Source organism: Burkholderia sp. AU31624, from assembly GCF_020420065.1.
GTDB lineage: Bacteria > Pseudomonadota > Gammaproteobacteria > Burkholderiales > Burkholderiaceae > Burkholderia.
Map to the genome: position 1 here is coordinate 201335 of NZ_JAIZRT010000003.1, position 25621 is coordinate 226955.

Sequence of the window (25621 nt, forward strand, 5' to 3'; positions counted from 1 at the left end):
GTTTTTCATTCGGGCGGCCGTCGCGCCGCCCATCGCCTTCCCTGCTTCCCGAATGCCGCCGATGACCTTTTCCGCCGCGCTCTTCGACATGGACGGCCTGCTCGTCGATTCCGAGCGGACCATCATGAACACGTGGATCGACGTGTCGAATGCGCACGGCGTCACGCTGACCGCCACCGACTACCTGCAGATCGTCGGCCGCTCGTTCGCCGAAGGCCAGGTCATCCTGGCACGGCTGATCGGCAACCCCGATACGTTCGACGCGGTGCGCATCCGCGTGCGCGAGCAGCTCGCGGCGCCCGAACCGCATCCGAAGTTTCCGCTGAAGCCCGGCGCGTTCGCGCTGCTCGACGCGCTCGCGCAAGCCGGCATTCCGTGTGCGGTCGCGTCGTCGTCCGCGTGCGAGGTCATCCGCGCGCGACTCGACGCAGTCGGCGTGCTGCCGTTCTTCCGCGCGATCGCGGGCGGCGACGAAGTCGCGCGCGGCAAGCCCGACCCGGCCGTCTACCGGCTCGCGGCCGAACGCCTCGGCGTGCCGGCCCACGCCTGCGTCGCGTTCGAGGACAGCGACTTCGGCGCGCAATCGGCCGCCGGCGCGGGTGCATCGGTCATCACCGTGCCCGACCTGAAGGCGCCGACGCCCGAAATCGTCGCGCTGAGCCTGCACGTGCTCGCGTCGCTCGACGATGCGGTCGCGCTCGTGCCGTCGTGGTTCGGCAAGCTCGATACGCAACGGCCCGCCTGAATCGCGGCCGCCAAATGAAAAACGGGCACCTTCTCGGGTGCCCGTTTTGCTTTTTGCCGTCTCGCCGGATCACCGGCGTCGCCATTGCGCTTACTTGTTGCCGGCCGTCTCCGACAGCCGCTTCATCGTCGCGATGCGCGCGCCGATCAGGTCGACGCGGCCGTCCTCGCCGACGAGCGGTGCCGTCGCATCGCGGAACCCGACCCACGCGCGCTGCGCGCGGACGAGCGTCGCGGCCGAATGCGCGGGCATCTTGCGGCGCAGCTTCTGGTAATAGCGGTTCAGGTCGAACAGCGCATGCTCGCACGCGGCGTCCTGTTCGCACGGCCGCACGCGGCGCACGGCCGGATCGCGCGGCGCGTTCGCCGGCTTGGCGTTCGGTTTGGCCCCGCCCTGGGCCGCGCCCGGGGCATCACCCGCGCCGCCCTGCGCGCCGCTCGTGGCCGCGACCGGCACGGCGGCGGGCGGCGGCGCATAGCGATCGGCCGCACCGCGCAGCGCCAGTGCACGGTCGCGCACCGGCTGCAGCTGCAGGTCGGCACTCGACATCGCGTACGACGTCCCGCGCGTGGTGTCGTACACGGCCTTCAGCAGAAGCACTTCGTCCTTGCGCCACGTGAGCCAATGGCGCTGGCTGTCCTGCCAGCCGCGCTTCGCATCGGCCGGCGCGTCCTTCAACAGGCGCTGGTACGCGCCGTCCATCACGGCCTGCCACTGCTGCTGCGCCTCGCCCATGCACTGGATCTGGCCGGCCGGCGACGACCGGTCGCGCCGCGCGAGGCATTGCCGCATCGCGACGTCGATCGGGTCGGCCGCCGCGACTTCAGCGTGCGCGACCCCGACTCCCGCCAGCCCTGCCGGCCCTGCCGCCCAGACGACGAGCGCGGCCAGCGCCGCACGCATCGCCTGGATTCGTCCGTGCGCCGCCATCAGTCGCGCACGCAGTCGACGAAGTACTCGACGCGGCCGTTCACCTCTTCCGCGACGAGGCCGTGGATGTCGGTGTGGAAGCCCGGGAAGCGTTCGTTGAAGTCGCGCGCGAACCGCAGGTAGTTCACGATCGTCTTGTTGAAGCGCTCGCCCGGGATCAGCAGCGGAATGCCCGGCGGGTACGGCGTGAGCAGGATGCTCGTCACGCGGCCTTCGAGCTCGTCGAGCGGCACGCGGTCGATCTTGCGGTGCGCGAGCTTCGCGAACGCGTCCGACGGCTTCATCGCCGGCTCCATGTCCGACAGGTACATCTCCGTCGTCAGGCGGGCGATGTCGTTCGCGCGGTACACGTCGTGGATCTGCGTGCACAGGTCGCGCAGGCCGACACGCTCGTAGCGCGGATGCTGCGCGACGAATTCCGGCAGCACGCGCCACAGCGGCTGGTTGTTGTCGTAGTCGTCCTTGAACTGCTGCAGCTCGGTCACCATCGAGTTCCAGCGGCCCTTCGTGATGCCGATCGTGAACATGATGAAGAACGAGTACAGGCCGGTCTTCTCGACGATGATCCCGTGCTCGGCCAGGTACTTCGTGACGATCGCGGCCGGAATGCCGGTTTCGCCGAACTCGCCGTCGACGTCGAGCCCCGGCGTGATGATCGTCGCCTTGATCGGGTCGAGCATGTTGAAGCCTTCCGCCAGCGGGCCGAAGCCGTGCCAGTGGTCGTTCGGCTTCAGCATCCAGTCCTCGCGCGAACCGATGCCCTCTTCCGACAGGTTGTCCGGGCCCCACACGCTGAAGAACCAGTCGTCGCCGTATTCGGCGTCGACCTTGCGCATCGCGCGGCGGAAGTCGATCGCCTCGGCGATCGATTCCTCGACGAGCGCGGTGCCGCCCGGCGGCTCCATCATCGCGGCCGCGACGTCGCACGACGCGATGATCGCGTACTGCGGGCTCGTCGACGTATGCATCAGGTACGCCTCGTTGAAGCGGTGCTTGTCGAACGTGCGGTTCTCCGAATCCTGCACGACGATCTGCGAGGCCTGCGAGATGCCTGCGAGCAGCTTGTGCGTCGAGTGCGTCGCGAACACGAGCGCGCCGGTGCGCGGACGGCCGTCGCCGATCGCGTGCATGTCGCGGTAGAAATCGTGGAAGGTTGCGTGCGGCAGCCACGCTTCGTCGAAGTGCAGCGTGTCGAGCAGGTCGCCGAGCAGGTCCTTGATCATCTCGACGTTGTAGACGACGCCGTCGTACGTGCTCTGCGTGATCGTCAGGATGCGCGGCTTCATGTCCGGGTTCTCGCGCATCGCTTCGCGCGCGAACGGGTTCGCCTCGATCTTCTTGCGGATGTTCTCCGGCTTGAATTCGTCGCGCGGGATCGGCCCGATGATGCCGAAATGGTTGCGCGTAGGCGTGAGGAACACGGGAATCGCGCCCGTCATCGTGATCGCGTGCAGGATCGACTTGTGGCAGTTGCGGTCGACCAGCACGATGTCGCCCGGGGCGACCGTCGCGTGCCAGACGATCTTGTTCGACGTCGACGTGCCGTTGGTCACGAAGAACAGGTGGTCCGCGCTGAAGATGCGCGCCGCGTTGCGCTCGGACGCCGCGACGGGGCCCGTGTGGTCGAGCAGCTGGCCGAGTTCGTCCACGGCGTTGCAGACGTCCGCGCGCAGCATGTTCTCGCCGAAGAACTGGTGGAACATCTGGCCGAGCGGGTTCTTCAGGAACGCGACGCCGCCCGAGTGGCCCGGGCAGTGCCACGAGTACGAGCCTTCGTCCGCGTACTTCACGAGTTCCTTGAAGAACGGCGGCGCGAGCGAGTCGAGATAGACCTTCGCCTCGCGGATGATGTGGCGCGCGACGAACTCCGGCGTGTCCTCGAACATGTGGATGAAGCCGTGCAGCTCGCGCAGGATGTCGTTCGGCAGGTGGCGCGACGTGCGCGTCTCGCCGTACAGGAAGATCGGGATGTCCGCGTTGCGGCGGCGCACTTCGGTGACGAACGCGCGCAGCTCGATGATCGCGGTCGCGAGCTCGGGCAGCTCGCCGTCCTGGCCGGTCTCGCCGAGCATGAGTTCGTCGTCGTCGATCGACAGGATGAAGCACGACGCGCGGCTCGACTGCTGCGCGAACGACGTCAGATCGCCGTAGCTCGTGAGGCCGAGGACTTCGACGCCCTCCTTCTCGATCGCTTCGGCCAACGCCCGGATGCCGGAGCCCGAGATGTTCTCGGAGCGGAAATCTTCGTCGATGATGACGACGGGGAAACGAAACTTCATGGGCGATTCTCCAAAAAGAACGACCGCGGCGCGTCACGCGCAGCGGTCACCCGGAAACTGGTGAGACGTTATGCAACCAGATCAGGTTTTCGGCAGCGTGACACCACGCTGCCCCTGATACTTGCCGCCGCGATCCGCGTACGACACGTCGCACACTTCGTCGCTCTCGAAGAAGAGCACCTGGGCGACGCCTTCGTTCGCGTAGATCTTCGCGGGCAGCGGCGTGGTGTTCGAGAATTCCAGCGTGACGTAGCCTTCCCACTCGGGTTCGAACGGCGTCACGTTGACGATGATCCCGCAGCGCGCATAGGTCGACTTGCCGAGGCAGACCGTCAGCACGGTGCGCGGGATGCGGAAATATTCGACGGTGCGGGCCAGCGCGAACGAGTTCGGCGGGATGATGCACACGTCGCCCTTGAAATCGACAAACGAACCCTCGTCGAAGTTCTTCGGATCGACGATCGTCGAGTTGATGTTCGTGAAGATCTTGAATTCGTCCGCGCAGCGGATGTCGTAGCCGTAGCTCGACGTGCCGTAGCTGACGATCCGGCGGCCGTCCTCGGACGCGCGGACCTGATCGGGCACGAACGGCTCGATCATCTTGTGCTCTTCGGCCATGCGCCGAATCCATTTGTCGGACTTGATGCTCATATCGGGGCGCCTGGAAACGCTGCGTGACGGGAAACGAAGGCCGCCATTCAGGACGGCGGCCAGGGAAAGGCCGACATTTTACGCGATCATCGGCGCACGCACGCGGCGGCCGTCAACGGATCACGCCACAGGCGAGCGCGGGCCCCGCGCCATGCTGCAGAAACGCGGGATCGCTCGGTTCGCGGTGCACCAGCGCCGCGCGGTTCATCGCCGAACGCACGCCATCGAGGGCCAGATCGGGCGCGACGATGAAGCCGGCCGCGACGCCGTTCGCGTCCGCGTGGATGTTGCCGAGATCGCCGGCGACGCGGGCACCCGCGCGCAGCCGGTCGGCCGCCGGCGCGAACACCTGGCCGGCGCTCGAGCCGTCGCCCGCGTTGCAATCGCCGCGTTCGTGTACCTGCAAGGCGTGATCGCTGTTCGGCGGCAGCCCGGCCAGGTTGTAGGTAACCTGCACGCCGTCCGGACGCTCGACGAACGTCACAGCGCCGCGCGCCTGCGAGCCGACCGTCGGCTGCAGCTGTGCGTCGGCCCGTTTTTCGTGCGACGAGGAAAAGGAGGTGCAGCCGGCCAGCAGGCCCAGCGCGGCGGCGGCCAGCAGCGCGCACCGCACGCGGCCGGCGTACACGCCGTGATGTCGTTGTTTCATTCGATCCTCATGCCGGCTGACGGCCGTTTGACACGACGGCCGCGCCGGGCGGGTAAAGGGACCCGGGAAAAGTCGCCATGATACCGCGCCTCGCGGCGCCGTAAACAGCGTGAGGCCCCGCCCCGCAAGGGTTTTACGTATTTTGAACAACGATCGACGGGAACTTCGACGTCATGTCGCGCGATCGCTCGGCAATCGCCAGCGCAACCCCGCGCGCGATTTCGCGATAGCGACGCGCCAGCGCGCCGTCGGCATCGGCCACGACCGTCGGCGTGCCGCTGTCGGCGCGCTCGCGGATCGCGATGTCGAGCGGCAGGCTGCCGAGCACGTTCACGCCGTACTCCTTCGCCATCCGCTCGGCCCCGCCGGCGCCGAAGATGTGCTCCTCGTGGCCGCAGTTCGAGCAGGTGTGGATGCTCATGTTCTCGACGATGCCGAGGATCGGAATCCCGACCTTCTCGAACATCTTCAGGCCCTTCTTCGCGTCGAGCAGCGCGATGTCCTGCGGCGTCGTGACGATCACCGCGCCCGTGACGGGCACGCGCTGCGCGAGCGTCAGCTGGATGTCGCCCGTGCCGGGCGGCATGTCGACGATCAGGTAGTCGAGCTCGCGCCAGTTGGTCTGGCGCAGCAGCTGCTCGAGCGCGGAAGTCGCCATCGGGCCGCGCCACACCATCGGGTTGTCTTCCTCGATCAGGAAGCCGATCGAGTTCGCCTGCAGCCCGTGGCCGACGAGCGGGTTCATCGACTGGTTGTCGGGCGACTCGGGACGCTGGCCATGGATGCCGAGCATCGTCGGCAGCGACGGACCGTAGATGTCGGCGTCGAGGATGCCGACCGACGCGCCCTCCGCGGCAAGCGCGAGCGCGAGGTTGACGGCCGTCGTGCTCTTGCCGACACCGCCCTTGCCCGACGCGACCGCGACGATGTTCTTCACGTTCGGCAGCAATTTCACGCCGCGCTGCACCGTGTGCGCGACGATCTCCTGCGAGACCGCGACGCGCGCGTCGCGCACGCCGGCCACGGCCTGGAGCGCCGCGGCGATGCGGGCGCGCACGTCGTCGTGCTGGCTGCGCGCGGGATAACCGAGCACCACGTCGAGCGCCATGACGTCGCCGTCTATCGCGACGTTGCGCACGCCCTTGTTCGCCGCATACGGACGGCCGGTATTGGGGTCGACGACAGCCGCCAAAGCGGCGTCGACTTGTGCCCGGTCAATGCTCATCGAAACTCCGTGAAAACGTTTTTCTCGCGTGCAAACGTCAAAAAATATCAAATTACCGCGCGAAAATCGGGAAAAGTGAAAGAATCTGTTGCATGCCATTGCGCGAACGCGCGACCCGGCGCACTCTTCGCGTGCGGCATGCTATAGGGCCAAATCGGCCACTCACCGCCTATATTGTAGAGGCTGACGCGTCGCCCTGCCTGAACAGCCACGCTGACGGACAGGGCATGCGACCGCCTCGGCGGCTGCCGCGAGCGCAGGCCGGCCTTCCTTTTCGGACGGTCCGCGCAGGGAGCCGTAACTGTTGTTTGTCGTCGTTGTCGACTCGTTCAACCAAGAGAGGAATCCAAGATGAACATGAAAATCGCGACCCGCTTGTCCGTCTTCGCATTGGCCGGCGCATTGCTGGCAGGCTGCGCCACGCAGCAAGGCAACAACGCGGCCGTCGGTACCGGCACGGGTGCGGCACTGGGCGCAGGTATCGGCGCACTGGCGGGCGGCGGCAAGGGCGCGGCGATCGGCGCTGGCGTCGGCGCACTGGTCGGCGGCGTGACGGGTTACAACTGGCAGGCGATCAAGAACAAGCTCGCACCGTCGGCAGCGCAAACGGGTACGCAAGTGACCGAGCAGCCGGACGGCTCGCTGAAGCTGAACGTGCCGAGCTCGGTGACGTTCGCGACGAACCAGTACGCGATCACGCCGGCCTTCACGCCGCTGCTGAACGACCTGGCGACGACGCTGAACCAGAACCCGCAAGTGACGGCTTCGATCGTCGGCTACACGGACAGCACGGGCTCGGCCCAGCTGAACCAGACGCTGTCGCAGAACCGCGCGCAAAGCGTCGTGAACGCACTGGCGCAGCGCGGCGTGAACGGCGGCCGCCTGTCGGCGCAAGGCATGGGGGCATCGAACCCGATCGCGGACAACGCGACCGAAGCCGGCCGCGCACAGAACCGCCGCGTCGAAATCTACCTGCGCGCAGCGCAGGCGCAGTAAGCGCGCGACGAGGGGAACGCGCGGGCCCGCCGCCCGCGCAGCCCCGCCGGACAAGGCTTCCGGCGGAGCCGGTAACAAATCGAAAAAATTTTCGAACTTCTGTCGCAGGCCGTGGTCAGTATTTACGGTACGCGGCTGGTGTTGCCGGCGCGTCACCATTCTCCTCTTGTCGTTGTTGCTCCGGGGCCGTATCCGCCCCGGTTTTTTTTGCCCGCAGAATTCGTGCTGCATCGCAGCACCGCACCGTCGGGCACGCCGCATGCGCGGCCCCGCCCGTTTCGGCGCCCGGTCCTAGGGCGCCCGCCCGCGTCGCTGTTGCGCACCCCTGCTAGAATCGCAGTTTCCCGTCGTTTTTCCGCTGTTCCTCTACAGACCCTATGTCCGCATCCGACCTCACTTCCGTGCAGGCTGCGGCGCCGCAAGGTGGCCGCCAGATCCTCGTTACGTCCGCACTGCCCTATGCCAACGGGCAGATCCACATCGGCCACCTGGTCGAGTACATCCAGACCGACATCTGGGTGCGGACGCTGCGAATGCATGGCCATGAGGTCTACTACATCGGCGCCGACGACACGCACGGCACGCCGATCATGCTGCGCGCGGAGAAGGAAGGCCTGACCCCGAAGCAGCTGATCGATCGCGTGTGGACCGAACACAAGCGCGACTTCGACAGCTTCGGCGTGTCGTTCGACAACTTCTACTCGACCGATTCGGACGAGAACCGCGTGCTGAGCGAGAAGATCTACGTCGCGCTGCAGGACGCCGGCTTCATCGCCGAGCGCGAGATCGAGCAGGCGTACGATCCCGTCAAGGAAATGTTCCTGCCGGATCGCTTCATCAAGGGCGAGTGCCCGAAGTGCCACGCGAAGGACCAGTACGGCGACAGCTGCGAAGTGTGCGGCTCGACGTACCTGCCGACCGAACTGCTGAACCCGTACTCGGTGGTATCGGGCGCGACGCCGGTGCGCAAGACCTCGAAGCACTACTTCTTCCGCCTGTCCGATCCGCGCTGCGAAACGTTCCTGCGCGAATGGGTGAGCGGCCTCGCGCAGCCCGAAGCGACCAACAAGATGCGCGAATGGCTCGGCGACGCCGGCGAGGCCAAGCTCGCCGACTGGGACATCTCGCGTGACGCGCCGTATTTCGGCTTCGAGATCCCGGGCGCACCCGGCAAGTATTTCTACGTGTGGCTCGACGCGCCGGTCGGCTACTACGCGAGCTTCAAGAACCTGTGCGAGCGCAACGGCATCGACTTCGATGCGTGGGTCCGCCCGGGCTCGACCACCGAGCAGTACCACTTCATCGGCAAGGACATCCTGTACTTCCACACGCTGTTCTGGCCCGCGATGCTCGAGTTCTCGGGCCACCGCACGCCGACCAACGTGTTCGCGCACGGGTTCCTGACGGTCGACGGCGCGAAGATGTCGAAGTCGCGCGGCACGTTCATCACCGCGCAGAGCTACATCGACACGGGCCTGAACCCCGAATGGCTGCGCTACTACTTCGCCGCGAAGCTGAACGCGACGATGGAAGACATCGACCTGAACCTCGACGACTTCCAGGCGCGCGTGAACAGCGACCTCGTCGGCAAGTACGTGAACATCGCGAGCCGCGCGGCAGGCTTCCTGATCAAGCGCTTCGACGGCCGCGTGCAGGACAGCGCGATGAACCATCCGCTCGTCGCGAAGCTGCGCGAGGCGATCCCGCAGATCGCCGCGCACTACGAAGCACGCGAGTACGGCCGCGCGCTGCGCCACACGATGGAGCTCGCGGACGAAGTGAATGCGTACGTCGACGGCGCGAAGCCGTGGGATCTCGCAAAGGATCCGGCCAACGCGGTCGCGCTGCACGAAACCTGCAGCGTGAGCCTCGAGTCGTTCCGCCTGCTGTCGCTCGCGCTGAAGCCGGTGATGCCGCGCGTGGCCGAAGCCGTCGAGTCGTTCTTCGGGATCGCGCCGCTCGCCTGGGCCGATGCCGCGAAGCCGCTGTCGTCGGAGCAGCCGATCAAGGCGTACCAGCACCTGATGACGCGCGTCGACCCGAAGCAGATCGAGGCGCTGCTGGCCGCGAACCGCGATTCGCTGCAGGCCGAAGCCACCGGCGCGGCCGTCGCGAGCGCGAACGCCGCGAAGGATGCGAAGAACAACGCGAAGGCGAACGCGAAGCAGGCTGTCGTGAACGGCGCGGACGACGCACCGATCTCGATCGACGATTTCGCGAAGATCGACCTGCGCATCGCGAAGATCGTCGCGTGCCAGGCCGTCGAAGGCTCGGACAAGCTGCTGCAGCTCACGCTCGACGTCGGCGAGGAAAAGACCCGCAACGTGTTCTCGGGCATCAAGTCCGCGTATCAGCCCGAGCAACTCGTCGGCAAGCTGACCGTGATGGTCGCGAACCTCGCGCCGCGCAAGATGAAGTTCGGCCTGTCCGAAGGGATGGTACTCGCCGCGTCGGCCACCGACGAGAAGGCCGAGCCGGGCCTCTACATCCTCGAGCCGCACAGCGGCGCGAAGCCCGGCATGCGCGTGAAGTAAGCCGAACGCGCTGCCGCTTGCGCAAAAACGAAGCCCCGCACGATGTGCGGGGCTTTTTTCATGGCTGCTCGGCGCGCCGCCCGCGCGCGCCGTCGCTGCTGAACCAGCGATCAAAACGCCGCGTGTAGTTCAGGTCGACGCCCTGGAACGTGCCGCCGTACGCGGATACCGACCAGAAACGCGTCAGGTTGATCGTCGCCTTGAACGCGTTCGCCGCCGATTGCAGCCCCTGCTCGAAGCCGAGCACGAAGCGCTCGTTGATCGCCTTCGACACCAGCACGACCTGCGGATCGGTCAGGCCGACTTCACTGCGGCCGACCGAGACCTCGTCGAGACCGAAGGTCTGCGCGACGCGCTTGCCGGTCACGCTGCCGAGCAGCCCGAGCGCCGCCGTCATCGCCCCCTGCTGGCCGACGTTGTTGCCCTGGTCGGTGCCGTGGCCGAACAGCAGCCACGACAGCTTTTCGTTGTCCGTGACGTTCGGCTCCGACACGAGCTTGACCGTCAGCGACTGGATCGTGCCCGTGACCTGCACGCCGGCCTCGACTTCCTGGTTGCGCCGCATCGCAAGGATGTTGACGCCCGGGTTCGACACGGGGCCGTTGAACGTGAAGAAGCCATTCTCGATCGCGAGCTTGCGGCCGAACGACGTGTACGTCGATCCTTCGGTCACGCGCACGTTGCCGACCGCGCGCAGCGGCACGCCCGGCGCGCTCATCACGGTGATCGTGCCGCGTAGCCCGAGATCCGCTCCGTGGCCCTTGAAGCGGAAGTTGTTGCCAAGGCCGATGTCGACATTCGCGCGCGGCGCGAGCGACGGCGCCGGCTTGTCCTCGGCCGGCTTCGGCTTCGCGACCGCGGTGCCGGTCGGCGTCTCGCCGCGCACCGTGCCGCCCGGCTGCACGATCACGACATCGTCCGACAGGTGCGGGGCCGATTCCTCGGGCAGGTCGAACAATGCGCGGTCGACGACGAACTTGCCGTCGATCGACAGCGCGCCGCGCGGTCCGTCGTTCGCGACCGTCGCCTTGCCCGACAGCGACAGCTTGCGGTCCGGCGCCGCGAACAGCTCGAGCTTGTCCGCGACGATGCTCGCGGTCAGGTCGGGCGCCTCGCCGTCGAGGCGCACGCGGCCGAGCATGCGCAGCGTACCGTCGCCGCCGTGGAACTCGACCTGCTGGAATTCGACGAGGTTTTCCGACAGCTTGACGCGCACGATGCCGTCCTTCAACTGCACGCCCTGGTCGATGAGCGTCGCGGACAGGTCGTCACCCGTCAGCATTCCCGACAGGTTCGGCTTCACCGGCGTGCCGGCGACCGTCAGCTTCAGCGCCGCGCGCCCACCGAGCAGGTAGCTCGGCCCGAACAGGTTGCCGGTCGTCTTCAGCGCCGGGATGTCGGCGTCGATGCGACCCGACAGCGGGCCGTCGTCGACCACGCCGAACATCCCGTCGCGCAGCGCGAACGGCACGGTGACGTTCGCGTCGAGCGTGCCGATCCGGCTCGCCTTCGCGAGCGCCGTCACGTTGAGCCGGTTGCCGGGCGTGAAGCTCGCGCGCGCGGACAGGTCGGTCAGCCCCAGCGAGGCGATGCCGCGCCCGCTTTCGATCGTCACGTCGCCGCCGCGGCGCTTCACCTGAACGTAGCCTGTCGCGTTCGCGCCGAGCGAGAAATCCCAGTCGGCATCGAGCACGACGTCGGTGCGCACCGGCGGCCGCTGGCCCGTCAGTTCCTGGCGGACCTCGAGGAAACGCGCGACCGACGCACCGGTCACCGAGCCCGCCGAGCGCATCTGGCCGTGATCGAACACGAACGACTTCAGGTCGATCGCCGCGCCTTCGAGCGTGAGCCGCGTCGCGCCGAGCGTCACACGGCCGGCGCCGGCCGACACGGTCAGCGGCGACTGCAGCGCGATGGCCGGTGTGCCGCGGTTGGCAAGACGCGTGACGGTGCCGTCCCAGCGCATCCCGTCGCGGTTCTCGACCACGCCGCCATTCGCCGCGAGCGTCACGTCGATCACGCGGCCGCCAGCCGCCCCGAGCGCCGACGCGTCGAGCGTGTGCTTCGCGCGCGTGCCGTCGAGGTTCGCGCGCAGCGATTTCAGCTTCAGCGAGCCGAGCGCGAGGTCGGACGCATCGGCCGTGAATACGAGCGCGCCGTGCGCGCCGTCGCGGATGTCCGCGCGGCCCTGCGCGGCACCGATCCGGTTCGAGCCGACGACGACGTGCTCGGCCTTGTAGGTGGCCGTCACGTTCGGGTGCGCGAAGCTGCCGGTCAGGTCGCCCTGCGCCTGCACGAGCCCTTGCACGCCGAAGCCGAGCCGGTCGAGCTGCGGCGCGTCGACGACGAAGCGCAGCCGGTCGCCGGGCGCGCCGAAGCTGCCGCGCAGGTCGACGTGGTTGCCCGCGATCGACAGGTTCGCGTTGCTCGGCAAGATGCGCGAGCCGGCCAGCTGCACGACGCCCGCGCCGGTCAGCGGCACGCCGTCGTACAGGCTGTCGCCGAGCTTGAAGGTCGCCGTCGTCGATACCTGCGGCGCGAATGCGCCCGACGCCGTCAGCGTGCCCGACACGCGCGTCTCGCCGCGCGGGGCAGGCGCTTTCGTGGCCTTGGCGGGCGCCTTGCCGCCCCCCGCCTTCGGCGCGCTCATCGCGGCGAGCAGCAGCGGGTCGAATGCGGTCAGCGTCGCCTTCGCGTCATAGCTCGAATGCACATCGTGGCGGAACACACCCGTCAGGTCGATCCGGCCCTTGCCCGCCGTCACGCGCGCGTCGGTCAGCACGGTCTGCTGCGGCGTCAGCGCAACCTTCGCGCGGGCGCCGAGCGCGAGCTTCGGATCGTTCAGGTTGAAGTCGACGGTCGTGACATCGCCCGCGAGCGTCACGCCGAGCGGGCCGGCGAGGCGCATCGGCCGCAGCTCGGCGACGAACGCATTCAGGTCGAGGTTCGCGACCTTCAGGTCGAAGCGGCCCTTGCCGCCCGTCAGCGTGCCGTTGCCTGTCACGCTGCCGTCGCGAATCAGCTTCAGCGCAAGATCGTCGATCCGCTGCGCGTGCGCGTCGAGATGCACGTTCGCGTGCGCGTCGATCACCGGCAGCAAATGCTCGCCGAGCGTACCGGGCTTCGCGTTGACGATCGACACCGGGCCGGTCACCGCGAAACCCTTCGCGGGCTCGGCCCCGGCCGGCGCGGTCACCGGCGCGAGTTCCGCGCGCACCGCGAGATCGGCGGCCGGCGCGCCGGGCGCGAGCGCCTGCGGGTTCACGTGATCGAACGCGAGCGATGCGCGCGTGAGCGGCACCGCCCCGAACGGCGCGGCCTCGACGTGCGCGCGCCCGTTCAGCTTCATCCCGCTTGCGTCGACTTCGGCGATGAGCGCCTCGAGCGAGCCCGACACGCGCGCACGCGCGTCGACCGGCTCGTCGGACAGCTTGCCCGCATAGGTGGCGTCACCCGTCAGCGCGAACGGCTTCACGCCGTCGAGCTTCGCGCGCGCGGTCAGCGCGCCGTACGGCGTATCGATGCCCGCGAGCACGAGTTCATGGTGACGGCCGTCGCTGCGGCCGTTCAGCGCGATATGGTCGAGCTGCGTCGTCGAGCCGCCGTCGTGGATCGCGAGATGATCGACGCGCAGATCGTCGATCCGCAACTGCAGCGGCAGGCTGAGGTCCTGCGGCGTCGTACTCGGCGTCGACGGCCCCGGCGCGATCCGCACGTCGATCGTGCCGGCGCGAAGGTACGCGATGGACAGCCGCCACGGCGCGCGGGTCAGGGCCCAGCGGCCGTCGAGCCGGTCGATGCGGATTTCGGTGCCGGTGCCGTCGGGGCTCGTCCACGCGAAGCCGCGCAACCGCACGCCGGTCGCAAGCGAGCCGCCGTCGAGCGTGCCCGCGAGCCGCGCGCCGAGCACGCGGCCAGCCACCTGCCACGCGAGCCGCGTGCCGTGCTCGGTCGTCGCCGCGGCCAGCACGAGGCCGACCGCCAGCACGACGAGCAGCACGACCGTGACAAGCGTCCACGCGACGAACCGCCCGATCCGCGCGACAGGCCCGCGGCGCGGCGCGCGCGGCGGCGCGTCGGGCGCGCCGTCGGGCGAGTCCGGATCGTGAGGCGGCGGCGTGTCGTTCGGGTCCTTCGTCATGCGGTTCGTCGTCGGTGAAGCGGTACGGTCAGAAAGCGATGCCGAGCGTCAGGTACGGGCGCACGCTATGGTTGCGCAACCCGTACGCGACGTCGACGTTGATCGGGCCGACGGGGCTGCGCCAGCGCGCGCCGATGCCGACACCCGGGTAGAACACGCGCTCGCCCCACGCATCGGTGGCGGTGCCGATGTCGAAGAACGTCGCGGCGCCCCAGTCGCGGTTGAACCAGTGCTGGTATTCGGCGGTGCCCGTCATCAGGTACTTGGTCGGCAGCACGGAACCGTCGACGCTGTTACCGATGCTCTGGTAGCCGTAGCCGCGCACCGAGTTCGAGCCGCCCGCGCGGAACAGCAGCGACGCCGGCACGCCGGTCGAGCTGCCGCTCGTGAACACGCCGCCGAGCTCCGCACGGAACACGAACAGGTCGCGCTTGCCGATCGGCAGGTACTGCTGGCCGCGCGCGTAGCCGCGGATGAAGGACTGGTCGGTCAGCACGCCCTTGACCGCGAAGCCGGCCTCCGCGTGGATCAGGTTGCCCGAACGCGGAAACAGCGGATCGTCGACGTTGCGGCGCGTCCACGCCCATTGCGGCACGAGCGCGCGGCTCGTGGTCGGCCCGGCGCCGTTCTGGTCGAGCCGGTCCTGGTAGTACATCAGCGAATACGAATAGTCGATGAACTGGCCGGTGCGCGTGCGCTGCGCGCCGACCCGCGCGCTGTAGATGCGCGTGTCCGACACGTTGGTGTTCGTGTACGACGCGAGCACGCTGTTGGTCCAGCCCTTCTCGCCCGGCGGCATCGACAGCTGGACCTGCCCGTATTGCTGGATCTGGTCGAGCCGGCCCGACACGGTCAGCGGCCACGCGGCGCCGAACGTGTCGAGATACGTGTAGGAACCCTGCACGTGCGGCCCGGTATCGGTGGCAAAACCGACGCCGCCGCGGATGTTGTTGTACGGAAACTCGCTGACCTTCACGTGCACGGGCGTACGCTCGGGCTTCGCCGTATCGTCGCCGACATCGATTGCGACACTCGCGTAATACGGCGTGTTCTGCAACTGCCGCTGCAGTTCGGTGATCCGCTGCACGTCGTAGATCTCGCCTTCCGACAGCGGATTGACGTTCGTGACGATCTTTTCCGGATAGCGCCGCACGCCGTCGACGTCGACCTTGCCTATCGTGAACGTCGGGCCGCTGTCGAACGTGACCGCGAGCATCGCGCGCTGCGTGCGCGGGTCGATGCGCGCTTCGGACGACGCGATCTTCCCGCCGAGATAGCGGTGCGACTGCAGTTGCCTGAGCGCCGCGCCCTTCGCGCCGTCCCAGTCGGACTGAGTGAACGGATCGCCCGGCTTCAGCGAGAACGCGAAGCGGGTCGCGGCTTCCTGCTTCGGATCCTCGGTGTCGATGGGCCCCTTGAACGTCAGCTCGACGCTCGACACGATCGTCTGCTTCCCGGGATCGACCGCGATGCGCACGTCGCGCTTGCCGTCGCGCGTGCGCACGTCGGTGCGCACGACCGGCGAGAAATAGCCGGCCGTCGCGGTCAGGTCGCGCACCTGCTGCGGCGTGGCGGTCACGAGGAAGTCGAACTGGTCGTCGCTGATGTCGTCGCGCTTCGCGAAGCGCGCGATGTCGAGATGCGACTTGAGCAGTTTGCGAACCGAGCGCGGCGCGTCGATGTCGACGTCGTACTTCGCGTGGGCCGGCAGCGCGAAGCATGCGGCAAGGCAACCCGCAAGGGCCACCCGCGCGGCGCGGGCGCGATTGCGTTCCACGCGCGGGACCGCGTCATGTGCCGTGTGTGCTTGCTGGTTCGACTGCCCCGCCAAATATGACCTCGCCCTCGGTTATCACGGTTTTGTGGAAAACCCTGTATTTGACCACAGGGTGCCGGCACCAAAGCTTAATGTTTGTAAACCGCCTGGACCGCAGCGCCCTGCGTGACGGTGCGCTTCCGGGCGCCCGCCATCTGCCGGCCCGCGGATTCGACGCGCGATTGACGCCGGCCGTTCCCGCGATGCGGTAAAATCCCGCCATCGTGAATCCGGCGCATCGTGCGCCGCCCGAAACGGAAAATCCAGCCATGCCGTACCAGTCCGATGTCACGCAGTTCCTGAACCAGCTCAAGCAGCAGAAGCCGACGCTCGAGGACGAGCAGCGCAAGGGCCGTTCCCTGCTGTGGGACAAGCAGCCGATCGACCTCGAAGAGCGCGCCGAGCAGCAGGAATCGCGCGTGAAGCAAACGTCGTACGTCTACTACCAGAACTTCTGACGACGTGAGCGCCGCCGACGAGGCCAGCGCCGCCCGGCAGGACGACGCGATCGCCGCGCCCGCGGGCGCCGATTCGACGCCCGACACGGTCGACGGTGTCGCGGCATTCGCTCGCCTGTACGGCGAGCCGCTCTTCAAGCTGCCGCAGGATCTCTACATCCCGCCCGATGCGCTCGAGGTCTTCCTCGAGACCTTCGAAGGCCCTCTCGACCTGCTGCTCTACCTGATCCGCAAGCAGAACTTCAACGTGCTCGACATCCCGATGGCGCAGGTCACCGCGCAATACCTGGGCTACGTCGACCAGATCCGCACGTCGAACCTCGAGCTGGCGGCCGAGTACCTGCTGATGGCCGCGATGCTGATCGAGATCAAGTCGCGGATGCTGCTGCCGGTCAAGAAGGCCGACACCGGCGAGGAAGCCGAGGATCCGCGCGCCGAACTCGTGCGCCGCCTGCTCGAATACGAGCAGATGAAGCTCGCCGCGCAGCGGCTCGACCAGCTGCCGCAGCTCGGCCGCGACTTCCTGCGCGCCGAGGTCTACATCGAGCAGAGCGTCACGCCGCGCTTCCCCGACGTGAATTCGGACGACCTGCGCGCCGCATGGGCCGACGTGCTCAAGCGCGCGAAGCTCGTCCAGCACCACAAGATCTCGCGCGAGGAGCTGTCGGTGCGCGAGCACATGAGTCTGATCCTGCGCCGGCTGCAGAACGCGCGCTTCATGGAGTTCGCCGAGCTGTTCGACACGTCGCGCGGCGTGCCGGTCGTCGTCGTGAATTTCATCGCGATGCTCGAACTCGCGCGCGAGTCGCTCCTCGAAATCACGCAGGCCGAGCCGTTCGCGCCGATCTACGTGCGTCTCGCGTACCTGCCCGCGTAACACCCGCGCCCGCCCTTCCCGCTCTCCCGCTTCATCCCGGCACGCTCGCCGCTACGCCGCAGTCCAGCGCGGCCGCGCGCGGGGTTGCCGGCACGCCCGATTAAAAAGTGAACGACCGTTCTTTTTTCGATGCGTTTGGCGGCCAAATCCTCTACAATCCGCCGACGCCCGATGCGCCGCCCGCGCGCCGGCGTTCTCCGCTTCGACCCCGACGCCGCTGCTGCGGCGCCAACGCGCGCCAGCGCGAGGAACCCGCTACCCGATCATGAAAGTCATCAGCTCGATCCATGAACTGCGCGACCAGCTGCGCGGACAGAACCGCACGGCGTTCGTGCCGACGATGGGCAACCTGCACGAAGGGCACCTGTCGCTGATGCGCCTCGCGCGCCAGCACGGCGATCCGGTCGTGGCGAGCATCTTCGTCAACCGGCTGCAATTCGGCCCGAACGAGGATTTCGACAAGTATCCGCGCACGCTGCAGGACGATATCGAGAAGCTGCAGAAGGAAAACGTCTACGTGCTGTTCGCGCCGACCGAGCGCGACATGTACCCGGAACCGCAGGAATACCGCGTGCTGCCGCCGGACGATCTCGGCGGGATCCTCGAAGGGGAATTCCGGCCCGGCTTCTTCACCGGCGTGTGCACGGTCGTGGCGAAGCTGATGGCCTGCGTGCAGCCGCGCGTCGCCGTGTTCGGCAAGAAGGACTACCAGCAGCTGATGATCGTGCGCCGCATGTGCCAGCAGCTCGCGCTGCCGGTCGACATCATCGCCGCCGAAACCGTGCGCGACGAGGACGGCCTCGCTCTGTCGTCGCGCAATCGCTACCTGTCGGCCGACGAGCGCGGCGAGGCGCCCGAACTCGCGAAGACGCTGCAGCGCATCCGCGAAAGCGTGCTCGGCGGCGAGCGCGACCTCGGCAAGCTCGAGGAACTGGCCCGCACGCATTTGGCCGGCCGCGGCTGGGCGCCCGACTACATCTCGATCCGCCGCCGAGCGAACCTGATCGCGCCGGACGCGGCCCAGCTCGAAGCCGGCGAACCGCTCGTCGTCGTCGCCGCCGCGAAGCTCGGCGCGACGCGCCTCATCGACAACCTGGAAATCTGACGGGCCGCCCCGCCCTCGCCTCTCACGCATCACGGAGACACCATGCAGCGCCACATGCTCAAATCGAAGATCCACCGTGCGGCCGTCACGCACTGCGAGCTGCACTACGAAGGCTCGTGCGCGATCGACGAAGACCTGCTCGAAGCCTCGGGCATCATCGAGAACGAACGGATCGACATCTGGAACATCAACAACGGCGAGCGCTTCTCGACGTACGCGATCAAGGGTGAGCGCGGCAGCGGGATGATCTCGCTGAACGGCTCGGCCGCGCGTCGCGCGCAACTCGGCGACCTCGTGATCATCGCGGCCTTCGCGATGGTCGACGAAGCCGAGCTGCAGGCCGGCTGGAAGCCGAAGCTCGTGTTCATGGACGACGGCAACAAGATCAAGGGCCACCGCGATCACGTGCCGACGCAGAACTGGACCTGACCCGGCCACCTGCCCGCGTGCCATGGCGCGCGGGCGCGGCGGGCCCGCTTGTGGTCGAAGGGCCGGATGCCGTACTCGACGGCATCCGGCCCTTTCTCATTTCATCGCGCGCCGCCCGGCAGCGGCCGCGCGATCAGGACGCCTTGGCAGCCCTCTCCGTCTTCCCTGCCTTCGGCGCCCGGCGTTCGGCCCATTCGACGATCGGCCGCCACTGCTCGAGATCCTTCTCGACGCGGCTCTTCGCAACGTCCCACAGCGTCAGCCCGTGCGCGGCGATCTGCACGTAGTTCTGCGTGTCGCGCAGGTAGCCGAGCACCGGCAGGCCGAGCCCTTCGACGAAGCGATGAAGCTGGTCGGACGAGCGCGTGCGCGCATCGACCCGCATCCCGACGATCCCGACCTCGACGTTGCCCTTGCGCACGGCCTTCTCGTCGGCGAGGCGCTCCAGAAACTGCTGCGTGGCCAGGATATCGAACATCGACGGCTGCAGCGGTACGATCACCTTGTCGGCCAGTTGCAGCGCGACGTTGAGCCGGTTGCCGTGCAGGCCGGCCGGCGTATCGATCACCGCGTACTCGAGGCCGCGCGGCGGCTTCGTCGGCGCGTCCGGGTCGAGATCCCACGCCTCGATCGGCGGCAATCCGGCCGGCCGCAGGTCGAGCCACGCATGCGCGGACTGCTGCCGGTCCAGGTCGGCGAGCGCGACCCACGCGCCCTGCGCCGCGAAATAGCCGGCAAGATTGGTGGACAGCGTGCTCTTCCCCACGCCGCCCTTCGGATTCGCCACCACGATCACCGTCATGAATTCCCCCGAAAAAGCCGCGCGGCGCCCACCGCCTGGCAAGCGCCGCTCGATTGCGGATACAGGGAGCGATGATATCGGCAAACGGGGTGTCACCGGAACGGGTTGCGCCGCGCCGTGTGGGTTACTTCCCCGTTACGCACGCTGAACCGCGGCCTCCCGTGCGCCGAGCGCGAACGCGCCGCCGCCCAGCAGCGCCTGCACGGCGAGCGTGACGGCCCAGAACGCCGGATATTCCCAGCCGCCGTGCGGTGACGCGAAGCTCCAGCCGTTCGGCAGATGCGCGGCAACCGCGCCGAGCATGAACGGCAGCAGCACGAGCGCGGCGACGCGCACGCGGAAGCCCGCGAGCAGCGCCAGGCCGCCGGCCAGTTCGACGAACGTCGTCAGGTACGCGAGCCAACCCGGCAGGCCGATCGACGCAAAGAACTGCGCGGTGCCCGGCAGCGTGAAGACGAACACCTTCTGCGCGACGTGCGCGAGGTACAGCACGCCGAGCGCGACGCGCAGCAGGGTCGCGGCGAAATCGTTGAGGCGATTGGGGTTCATGGCGAATTCCTTCGGGAGTGGTGTGAACGGATCGCACTCTATTCGAATCAATTCGACCGATAAACACGCCAATTCGCTTTAACTGATTCCCATAAGGCGTTAATAGAGGCGTAAAAAGGGGCATGACCGATCATGCCCCGCAGCCTGCTTCAGTAACCGCTCTTGCCTTGTGTGGCGTCGCCGGAACCGGACTGGCTGCCGCCCGGTGCGGACGAATCGCACGCGTGCGCAACCGCCGACGCGCCCAGCAGCGCCGCGAGCAGCACGCTCCACCACCATCGAGCCTTCATCGTCGCACTCCTCCAGGCGGACCTCCGCCCTTCTGTGTTGTACGCGATCCGGCGGAAAAAGCGAGCATGGGCCGGCGTCGCGTCAACGAAACTCGGCGTACAGCGCGTCGAGGTCGAGATGGTTCGCGAACGTGTCGGCCAGCCGTTCGAGCGATGCCTCGCGCAGCGCCGGATAGTCGATGCGCTCCGCGCCGTCGAGCCCGGCCCACGCGAGCAGCGCCGTGCAGGCGTCGGGCGAGTCGAACAGCCCGTGCACGTAGGTCGCGAGGATCTGGCCGTCGTCGGACACCGCGCCGTCGGGGCGTGTGCCGTCCCGCGCGGTGTCGGCGGCCAGCGCCAGCGCGGGCGACGCGAGCGCGGGCCCATGCGTATCGCCCATGTGGATCTCGTAGCCGCGCACCGCGGCCCCGCCCGGCAGCGCGAGCTGCCCCGTCACGTTCTTCAGCGTCTTGTCGGGCTGCAGCGTCGTGTCGAAATCGAGGAGCCCGAGCCCCGGCACGCTGCCGGGCGCGCCTTCGAGGCCGAGCGGATCGTCGAGCGTGCGGCCGAGCATCTGCATCCCGCCGCAGATGCCGATCACCTTGCCGCCGTAGCGCAGGTGGCGACGGATCAGCGTGTCCCAGCCCGCGTCGCGCAGCCACGCGAGATCGCGCTGCACGCTCTTCGAACCGGGCAGGATCAACAGGTCGGCGTCCGGCACGGGGCCGCTCTTCCAATACGTGAATTCGACCTGCGGATGCGCACGCAGCGGATCGAAATCGGTGTGGTTGCTGATGCGGGGCAGCGCCGGCACGACGACGCGCAGCACGCCGGCGTCGCCCCGTGCGGCGGCGCTGCGCGCCTGGGCGGGCAGCATGTCCTCGGCGTCGAGCAGCAGGCCGTGCAGGTACGGCAGCACGCCGAACACCGGCTTGCCCGTTTGCGCGCGCAGCCAGTCGAGCCCCGGTTCGAGCAACTTGAAATCGCCGCGGAAGCGATTGATCACGAAGCCGCGCACGCGCGCGCGCTCGCTGTCCGACAGGCACGCGAGCGTGCCGACCAGATGCGCGAACACGCCGCCGCGGTCGATGTCGGCGACCAGCACGACCGGGCAGTCGACGCGTTCGGCAAAACCCATGTTCGCGATGTCGCCGTCGCGCAGGTTGATCTCGGCCGGGCTGCCGGCGCCTTCGACGATCACCGTGTCGTAGCCGGCGCGCAGGCGCGCGTACGACTCGAGCACCGCATCGAACGCGACCGGCTTGTAGTCGTGATACGCACGCGCATTGAGGTTCATGCGCGCCTTGCCGTGAATGATCACCTGGGCGCCGCGATCGCTCGTCGGCTTCAGCAGCACGGGGTTGAAATCCGTATGCGGCGCGACGCCCGCGGCCAGCGCCTGCAGCGCCTGCGCGCGGCCGATCTCGCCGCCGTCGGCCGTCACCGCGCTGTTGAGCGCCATGTTCTGCGGCTTGAACGGCGCAACGCGCGCGCCGGCGCGGCGGGCGAGCCGGCACAGGCCGGCAACCAGCGTGCTCTTGCCCGCGTCGGACGTCGTGCCCTGGATCATCAGCGTGCCGCGCGGCCGCGGCTCGGGTGCATTCATCGTGTAAAGGTCGTCGCGAAGCAAAGGCCGCATTATCCCCCGCGCCGCCCTGCCCGCGCCGTTACAATCACGCGATGATTCCGCACGACCTCACCTTCGTCCTCGGCGGCGCGCGCTCGGGCAAGAGCGCGCATGCCGAGCGGCTCGCCGCCGACAGCGGCCTCCCCGTCACCTACATCGCGACCGCGACCGCCGCCGATGCCGAGTTCGCGGAGCGCATCGCGCACCATCGCGCGCGCCGGCCGGCCGACTGGGGTTTCGCCGACGCGCCCGTCGATCTCGCCGGCACGCTCGCACGGCTCGACGATCCGCACGCGTGCCTGCTCGTCGACTGCCTGACGCTGTGGCTCACGAACCTGCTGTGTCCCGCCGAAGGTGAACCGCTCGATGATGCGCAGTACGCGGCGCAGGTCGAGCGGCTCGAGCACGCGTTGCGCGGCGCGCGCGCGAAGGTGATCGTCGTCAGTAACGAAATCGGGCTCGGCGTCGTGCCGCTCGGATCGGTCACGCGCCGCTACGTCGACGAACTCGGGCGCCTGAACCAGCGCGTCGCCGCGCTCGCGACACGCGTGACGCTGCTCGTCGCCGGGCTGCCGCTCGACCTCAAGACGGGAGCGCCGTCATGCTGATGCTGTCGCTGCCCGTCGTCGCGATGTTCGCGGTTGCGGCCGCGATCGTCGACCGCGCGCTCGGCGAACCGGCCGGCTGGCACCCGCTCGTCGCGTTCGGCCGCCTCGCCGCGCGCATCGAAGGCGCGCTGAACACGGGCCGGCGCGGCCGCGTGATCGGCGTCGCCGCATGGGTCGCGGCGGTCGTGCCGCCGGTCGCCATCGCGGCATGGCTCACGACCGTGCTGCCGTGGCCGCTCGCGGCCGCGCTGCATATCGCGCTGCTGTGGTTCGCGCTCGGCGCGAAAAGCCTCACCGACCACGTCGCGCCGATCGCTGCCGCGTTGCTGCGGCATGACCTCGGCGCCGCCCGCGCGCTGACCGCGCGCATCGTGTCGCGCGACACGAGCGACGCGGACGAGGGCGCGCTGTCGCGCGCGGCCGTCGAATCCGCGCTCGAGAACGGCAACGACGCGATCTTCGGCGCGCTGTTCTGGTTCGTCGTCGCAGGCGGCCCCGGCGCGCTGCTGTTCCGGCTCGCGAACACGCTCGACGCGATGTGGGGCTACCGCACGCCGCGCTTCCTGACCTTCGGCTGGGCCGCCGCGCGCCTCGACGACGCGCTGAACTGGATTCCCGCGCGCCTCACGGCCGCGAGCTACGCGCTGCTCGGCGACACGGCCGCCGCGTGGCGCTGCTGGCGCACGCAGGCGCGCCACTGGGACAGCCCGAACGCGGGCCCGGTGATGGCCGCCGGTGCCGGCAGCCTGAACGTGCAGCTCGGCGGCCCGGCCGTCTATCACGGCGAGATCGAGGATCGTCCCGCGCTCGGCACCGGCGCCACGGCGACCGCCGTCCACATCGTCGCCGCGCTGTCGCTCGTCACGCGCACGCTCGCCCTGTGGCTCGCGCTGCTGGTCGCGAGCGGCGCACTCGCCATGGCCACCCATCATGTCTGACACCCGCATCGCACACGGCGGCAACCTGCATGAGGCTGCACGCCGCCACGGCATTCCGTACGACGCGTGGCTCGACCTGTCGACCGGCATCAATCCGGTCGGCTATCCGGTGCCGCCCGTCCCGGCCGACGCGTGGCGCCGGCTGCCCGACGACGGCGACGGCCTCGCGGCCTGCGCCGCGCAGTACTACCACGCGCCCGATCCCGCACACGTGCTGCCGGTCGCCGGCAGCCAGGCCGCGATCCGCGCATTGCCCGCGTTGCTGCCGACCGGCGACGCCGGCGTCGCGGCGCTCGCATACGGCGAATACGCGCCCGCCTTCGCGCGCCACGGCCATCGCGTCGTCGCGCTCGACATCGACACGGATACGCTGCCAGCGACGTTGCGTCACGTCATCGTCGGGAATCCGAATAATCCGACCGCCGAGTTCGTGTCGGCCGAGCGCCTGCTCGATTGGCACGCGCAACTGGCCGCGCGCGGCGGCACGCTGATCGTCGACGAGGCATTCGCCGATACGGGCGCGACGCGGTCGCTCGCGCCACACGTCGATCGCCCCGGGCTCATCGTGCTGCGTTCGGTCGGCAAGTTCTTCGGGCTCGCCGGCATCCGCGCAGGCTTCGTGCTCGCCTGTCCTGACCGGATCGTCGCGCTGCGCGACATGCTCGGCGCCTGGACGGTCGGCGGCCCTGCCCGCCATGCAGTCGCCGCGGCGTTCGCCGACCGCGCATGGCAGGCCGCCGCCCGCGAACGGCTCGCGGCCGACGGCGAACGGCTGGCCGCCTTGCTGCGCGCGCACGGCTTCGCGGTTCGCGCGACGCCGCTCTTCAGCTGGACCGACGACCCGCGCGCCGCGGCACTGCATGCGGCACTCGCGACACGCGGGGTCTGGACGCGGCACTTCCCGACCCCGTCGAGCGTACGCGTCGGCTTGCCGGGCAGCGAAACGGAATGGCAGCGCCTCGGCGATGCGCTCGCGCACTGCGTGCCGACGCTGCAACGGGACTCCGCATGAATTCATGCACGTTTCAGCGGCTCGCGCCAATCGCGCTATTGGCTGCGTTCGCTTACGCGCCACGCGCCCACGCCGATGTCACGACACGCGACGACGCCGGCAATACCGTCACGCTGCCGGCGCCCGCGCAACGCGTGATCAGTCTCGCGCCGCACGCGACCGAACTCGTCTACGCGGCCGGCGGCGGCGCGAAGCTCGTCGGCACCGTCACGTACAGCGACTATCCGCCCGCGGCGCAAGCGATACCGCGCGTCGGCGACAACAAGGCGCTCGATCTCGAGCGGATCGCCGCGCTGAAGCCCGACCTGATCGTCGTCTGGCGGCACGGCAATGCCGAGCGGCAGACCGATGCGCTGCGCGCGCTGCACATCCCGCTGTTCTTCAGCGAACCGAAGCATCTCGACGACGTCGCGTCGTCGCTGCGCCGGCTCGGCACACTGCTCGGCACGCAACCGGTTGCCGATGCGGCCGCGGCCGCCTATGCGCGCGACATCGCGACGCTACGCACGCGTTACGCTGCGCGAGCGCCTGTCACGATGTTCTTCCAGGTCTGGGATCGGCCGCTGATGACGCTCAACGGTGCGCACCTGATCAACGACGTGATCGAGCTGTGCGGCGGCCGCAACGTGTTCGCATCGCTCAAGCCGCTCGTGCCGACCGTCACCGACGAGGCCGTGCTCGCGGCGAATCCGGAGGCGATCGTGACGACGAGTGCGGGTACGACGCGCGCCGACGAACCACTGCCGAGCCTGGCGCGCTGGCGCACGTGGCCCGCACTGACGGCCGTGGCACGCCACAACCTGTTCGCGATCGACGGCGATCTGCTGACACGGCCGGCGCCGCGGATCGCGCAGGGCGCGGCCGCGCTGTGTGAGGCTCTCGATGCCGCGCGTGCGCGGCGGGCGGTGCGCTGATTTCCGGTGACTTGCGCGGTCATCGCGTGCCAGATGCCCGAGACGAATTGACCGCGCGCTCCGTCGT

22 protein-coding genes are annotated in these 25621 nt (G+C 68.7%); 11 read left to right on the forward strand and 11 right to left on the reverse strand.

Features of this window, described 5'->3' with window-relative positions; genetic code table 11:
- The first annotated feature begins 61 nt into the window (after positions 1-61).
- Positions 62-745, forward strand: coding sequence for an HAD family hydrolase (locus tag LGM89_RS11225; RefSeq protein ID WP_089495423.1), 684 nt, complete (start codon positions 62-64; stop codon positions 743-745).
- 90 nt (positions 746-835) lie between these two features.
- On the opposite strand, the gene LGM89_RS11230 is transcribed toward LGM89_RS11225, so the two are convergent.
- From LGM89_RS11230 to apbC, 5 genes are all read right to left on the reverse strand, one after another.
- Positions 836-1648: a lysozyme inhibitor LprI family protein gene (locus LGM89_RS11230; RefSeq protein ID WP_373452544.1), complete on the reverse strand. Its 813-nt coding sequence runs from the start codon at positions 1646-1648 to the stop codon at positions 836-838.
- A 26-nt stretch (positions 1649-1674) separates the two neighbouring features.
- Complete coding sequence (locus LGM89_RS11235; protein ID WP_089440792.1) at positions 1675-3954, reverse strand: arginine/lysine/ornithine decarboxylase; 2280 nt, start codon at positions 3952-3954, stop codon at positions 1675-1677.
- Positions 3955-4035: 81 nt separating this feature from the next.
- Entirely contained in the window at positions 4036-4605 is a 570-nt protein-coding gene (dcd, locus tag LGM89_RS11240) for a dCTP deaminase (protein ID WP_006398615.1), read from the reverse strand.
- A 112-nt stretch (positions 4606-4717) separates the two neighbouring features.
- The gene (sodC, locus tag LGM89_RS11245) at positions 4718-5254 is read right to left on the reverse strand and encodes a superoxide dismutase [Cu-Zn] (protein ID WP_226273068.1); all 537 of its coding nucleotides are present in this window, start codon (positions 5252-5254) and stop codon (positions 4718-4720) included.
- 133 nt (positions 5255-5387) lie between these two features.
- Positions 5388-6479 (reverse strand): iron-sulfur cluster carrier protein ApbC, encoded by a 1092-nt coding sequence (gene apbC, locus LGM89_RS11250; RefSeq protein ID WP_226273069.1) that lies wholly within the window; start codon positions 6477-6479, stop codon positions 5388-5390.
- Between the two features lie 351 nt (positions 6480-6830).
- Between apbC and LGM89_RS11255 the strand changes: the two genes are divergently transcribed.
- Together LGM89_RS11255 and metG are read left to right on the forward strand one after the other, a co-directional pair.
- On the forward strand, positions 6831-7475 hold the full coding sequence (locus tag LGM89_RS11255; RefSeq protein ID WP_043189806.1) for an OmpA family protein: 645 nt from the start codon (positions 6831-6833) through the stop codon (positions 7473-7475).
- A gap of 377 nt (positions 7476-7852) precedes the next feature.
- Positions 7853-10009 carry a methionine--tRNA ligase gene (gene metG, locus LGM89_RS11260; RefSeq protein WP_226273070.1) on the forward strand — a complete coding sequence of 719 codons (2157 nt, stop codon included), beginning with the start codon at positions 7853-7855 and terminating at the stop codon, positions 10007-10009.
- A gap of 58 nt (positions 10010-10067) precedes the next feature.
- On the opposite strand, the gene LGM89_RS11265 is transcribed toward metG, so the two are convergent.
- Together LGM89_RS11265 and LGM89_RS11270 are read right to left on the reverse strand one after the other, a co-directional pair.
- On the reverse strand, positions 10068-14150 hold the full coding sequence (locus tag LGM89_RS11265) for a translocation/assembly module TamB domain-containing protein (protein ID WP_226273071.1): 4083 nt from the start codon (positions 14148-14150) through the stop codon (positions 10068-10070).
- 28 nt (positions 14151-14178) lie between these two features.
- Positions 14179-15981 (reverse strand): autotransporter assembly complex protein TamA, encoded by a 1803-nt coding sequence (locus tag LGM89_RS11270; protein ID WP_089495429.1) that lies wholly within the window; start codon positions 15979-15981, stop codon positions 14179-14181.
- Between the two features lie 254 nt (positions 15982-16235).
- Between LGM89_RS11270 and LGM89_RS11275 the strand changes: the two genes are divergently transcribed.
- The 4 genes from LGM89_RS11275 to panD all read left to right on the forward strand — a co-directional run bounded on the left by LGM89_RS11275 (position 16236) and on the right by panD (position 18835).
- Positions 16236-16424, forward strand: coding sequence for a DUF3460 family protein (locus LGM89_RS11275; RefSeq protein ID WP_011352889.1), 189 nt, complete (start codon positions 16236-16238; stop codon positions 16422-16424).
- Positions 16425-16428: 4 nt separating this feature from the next.
- The gene (locus LGM89_RS11280) at positions 16429-17301 is read left to right on the forward strand and encodes a segregation and condensation protein A (RefSeq protein WP_021164248.1); all 873 of its coding nucleotides are present in this window, start codon (positions 16429-16431) and stop codon (positions 17299-17301) included.
- 265 nt (positions 17302-17566) lie between these two features.
- On the forward strand, positions 17567-18406 hold the full coding sequence (gene panC / locus LGM89_RS11285; protein WP_089431572.1) for a pantoate--beta-alanine ligase: 840 nt from the start codon (positions 17567-17569) through the stop codon (positions 18404-18406).
- 42 nt (positions 18407-18448) lie between these two features.
- Complete coding sequence (gene panD / locus LGM89_RS11290) at positions 18449-18835, forward strand: aspartate 1-decarboxylase (protein WP_011352892.1); 387 nt, start codon at positions 18449-18451, stop codon at positions 18833-18835.
- A gap of 133 nt (positions 18836-18968) precedes the next feature.
- Here the strand turns inward: panD and LGM89_RS11295 are convergent, their stop codons facing one another.
- The 4 genes from LGM89_RS11295 to LGM89_RS11310 form a co-directional block, all read right to left on the reverse strand.
- Positions 18969-19637, reverse strand: a complete 669-nt coding sequence (locus LGM89_RS11295; protein ID WP_226273072.1) for a ParA family protein — start codon at positions 19635-19637, stop codon at positions 18969-18971.
- Between the two features lie 135 nt (positions 19638-19772).
- Positions 19773-20186, reverse strand: a complete 414-nt coding sequence (locus LGM89_RS11300) for a DoxX family protein (RefSeq protein WP_089495431.1) — start codon at positions 20184-20186, stop codon at positions 19773-19775.
- Positions 20187-20335: 149 nt separating this feature from the next.
- Positions 20336-20476: a hypothetical protein gene (locus tag LGM89_RS11305; protein WP_174975942.1), complete on the reverse strand. Its 141-nt coding sequence runs from the start codon at positions 20474-20476 to the stop codon at positions 20336-20338.
- 82 nt (positions 20477-20558) lie between these two features.
- Positions 20559-22061, reverse strand: a complete 1503-nt coding sequence (locus LGM89_RS11310; RefSeq protein ID WP_226273073.1) for a cobyric acid synthase — start codon at positions 22059-22061, stop codon at positions 20559-20561.
- Between the two features lie 74 nt (positions 22062-22135).
- Between LGM89_RS11310 and cobU the strand changes: the two genes are divergently transcribed.
- The 4 genes from cobU to LGM89_RS11330 are packed head-to-tail and all read left to right on the forward strand — an operon-like array spanning position 22136 to position 25554.
- Positions 22136-22690: a bifunctional adenosylcobinamide kinase/adenosylcobinamide-phosphate guanylyltransferase gene (gene cobU, locus LGM89_RS11315; protein ID WP_089495432.1), complete on the forward strand. Its 555-nt coding sequence runs from the start codon at positions 22136-22138 to the stop codon at positions 22688-22690.
- Positions 22684-23628 (forward strand): adenosylcobinamide-phosphate synthase CbiB, encoded by a 945-nt coding sequence (gene cbiB, locus LGM89_RS11320; protein ID WP_089495433.1) that lies wholly within the window; start codon positions 22684-22686, stop codon positions 23626-23628. Before cobU ends, cbiB begins: the two co-directional genes overlap by 7 nt.
- The gene (cobD, locus tag LGM89_RS11325; protein ID WP_089495434.1) at positions 23621-24640 is read left to right on the forward strand and encodes a threonine-phosphate decarboxylase CobD; all 1020 of its coding nucleotides are present in this window, start codon (positions 23621-23623) and stop codon (positions 24638-24640) included. The genes cbiB and cobD overlap by 8 nt, the downstream gene beginning before the upstream one ends.
- A complete protein-coding gene (locus LGM89_RS11330) occupies positions 24637-25554 on the forward strand; it encodes a cobalamin-binding protein (protein WP_089495435.1) in 918 nt (305 codons plus the stop codon). The genes cobD and LGM89_RS11330 overlap by 4 nt, the downstream gene beginning before the upstream one ends.
- The last annotated feature ends 67 nt before the right edge of the window (positions 25555-25621 follow it).

Excerpts from the sequence above, each read along its gene's own strand:
- LGM89_RS11295 (WP_226273072.1), bottom strand. The coding sequence starts at position 19,637 with ATGACGGTGATCGTGGTGGCGAATCCGAAGGGCGGCGTGGGGAAGAGC.
- panC (WP_089431572.1), top strand. The coding sequence starts at position 17,567 with ATGAAAGTCATCAGCTCGATCCATGAACTGCGCGACCAGCTGCGCGGA.
- LGM89_RS11225 (WP_089495423.1), top strand. The coding sequence starts at position 62 with ATGACCTTTTCCGCCGCGCTCTTCGACATGGACGGCCTGCTCGTCGAT.
- LGM89_RS11235 (WP_089440792.1), bottom strand. The coding sequence starts at position 3,954 with ATGAAGTTTCGTTTCCCCGTCGTCATCATCGACGAAGATTTCCGCTCC.
- LGM89_RS11275 (WP_011352889.1), top strand. The coding sequence starts at position 16,236 with ATGCCGTACCAGTCCGATGTCACGCAGTTCCTGAACCAGCTCAAGCAG.
- LGM89_RS11265 (WP_226273071.1), bottom strand. The coding sequence starts at position 14,150 with ATGACGAAGGACCCGAACGACACGCCGCCGCCTCACGATCCGGACTCG.
- sodC (WP_226273068.1), bottom strand. The coding sequence starts at position 5,254 with ATGAAACAACGACATCACGGCGTGTACGCCGGCCGCGTGCGGTGCGCG.
- LGM89_RS11230 (WP_373452544.1), bottom strand. The coding sequence starts at position 1,648 with ATGCGTGCGGCGCTGGCCGCGCTCGTCGTCTGGGCGGCAGGGCCGGCA.
- cobD (WP_089495434.1), top strand. The coding sequence starts at position 23,621 with ATGTCTGACACCCGCATCGCACACGGCGGCAACCTGCATGAGGCTGCA.
- LGM89_RS11300 (WP_089495431.1), bottom strand. The coding sequence starts at position 20,186 with ATGAACCCCAATCGCCTCAACGATTTCGCCGCGACCCTGCTGCGCGTC.
- LGM89_RS11310 (WP_226273073.1), bottom strand. The coding sequence starts at position 22,061 with ATGAATGCACCCGAGCCGCGGCCGCGCGGCACGCTGATGATCCAGGGC.
- cbiB (WP_089495433.1), top strand. The coding sequence starts at position 22,684 with ATGCTGATGCTGTCGCTGCCCGTCGTCGCGATGTTCGCGGTTGCGGCC.
- panD (WP_011352892.1), top strand. The coding sequence starts at position 18,449 with ATGCAGCGCCACATGCTCAAATCGAAGATCCACCGTGCGGCCGTCACG.
- LGM89_RS11305 (WP_174975942.1), bottom strand. The coding sequence starts at position 20,476 with ATGAAGGCTCGATGGTGGTGGAGCGTGCTGCTCGCGGCGCTGCTGGGC.
- apbC (WP_226273069.1), bottom strand. The coding sequence starts at position 6,479 with ATGAGCATTGACCGGGCACAAGTCGACGCCGCTTTGGCGGCTGTCGTC.
- metG (WP_226273070.1), top strand. The coding sequence starts at position 7,853 with ATGTCCGCATCCGACCTCACTTCCGTGCAGGCTGCGGCGCCGCAAGGT.
- LGM89_RS11330 (WP_089495435.1), top strand. The coding sequence starts at position 24,637 with ATGAATTCATGCACGTTTCAGCGGCTCGCGCCAATCGCGCTATTGGCT.
- dcd (WP_006398615.1), bottom strand. The coding sequence starts at position 4,605 with ATGAGCATCAAGTCCGACAAATGGATTCGGCGCATGGCCGAAGAGCAC.
- cobU (WP_089495432.1), top strand. The coding sequence starts at position 22,136 with ATGATTCCGCACGACCTCACCTTCGTCCTCGGCGGCGCGCGCTCGGGC.
- LGM89_RS11255 (WP_043189806.1), top strand. The coding sequence starts at position 6,831 with ATGAACATGAAAATCGCGACCCGCTTGTCCGTCTTCGCATTGGCCGGC.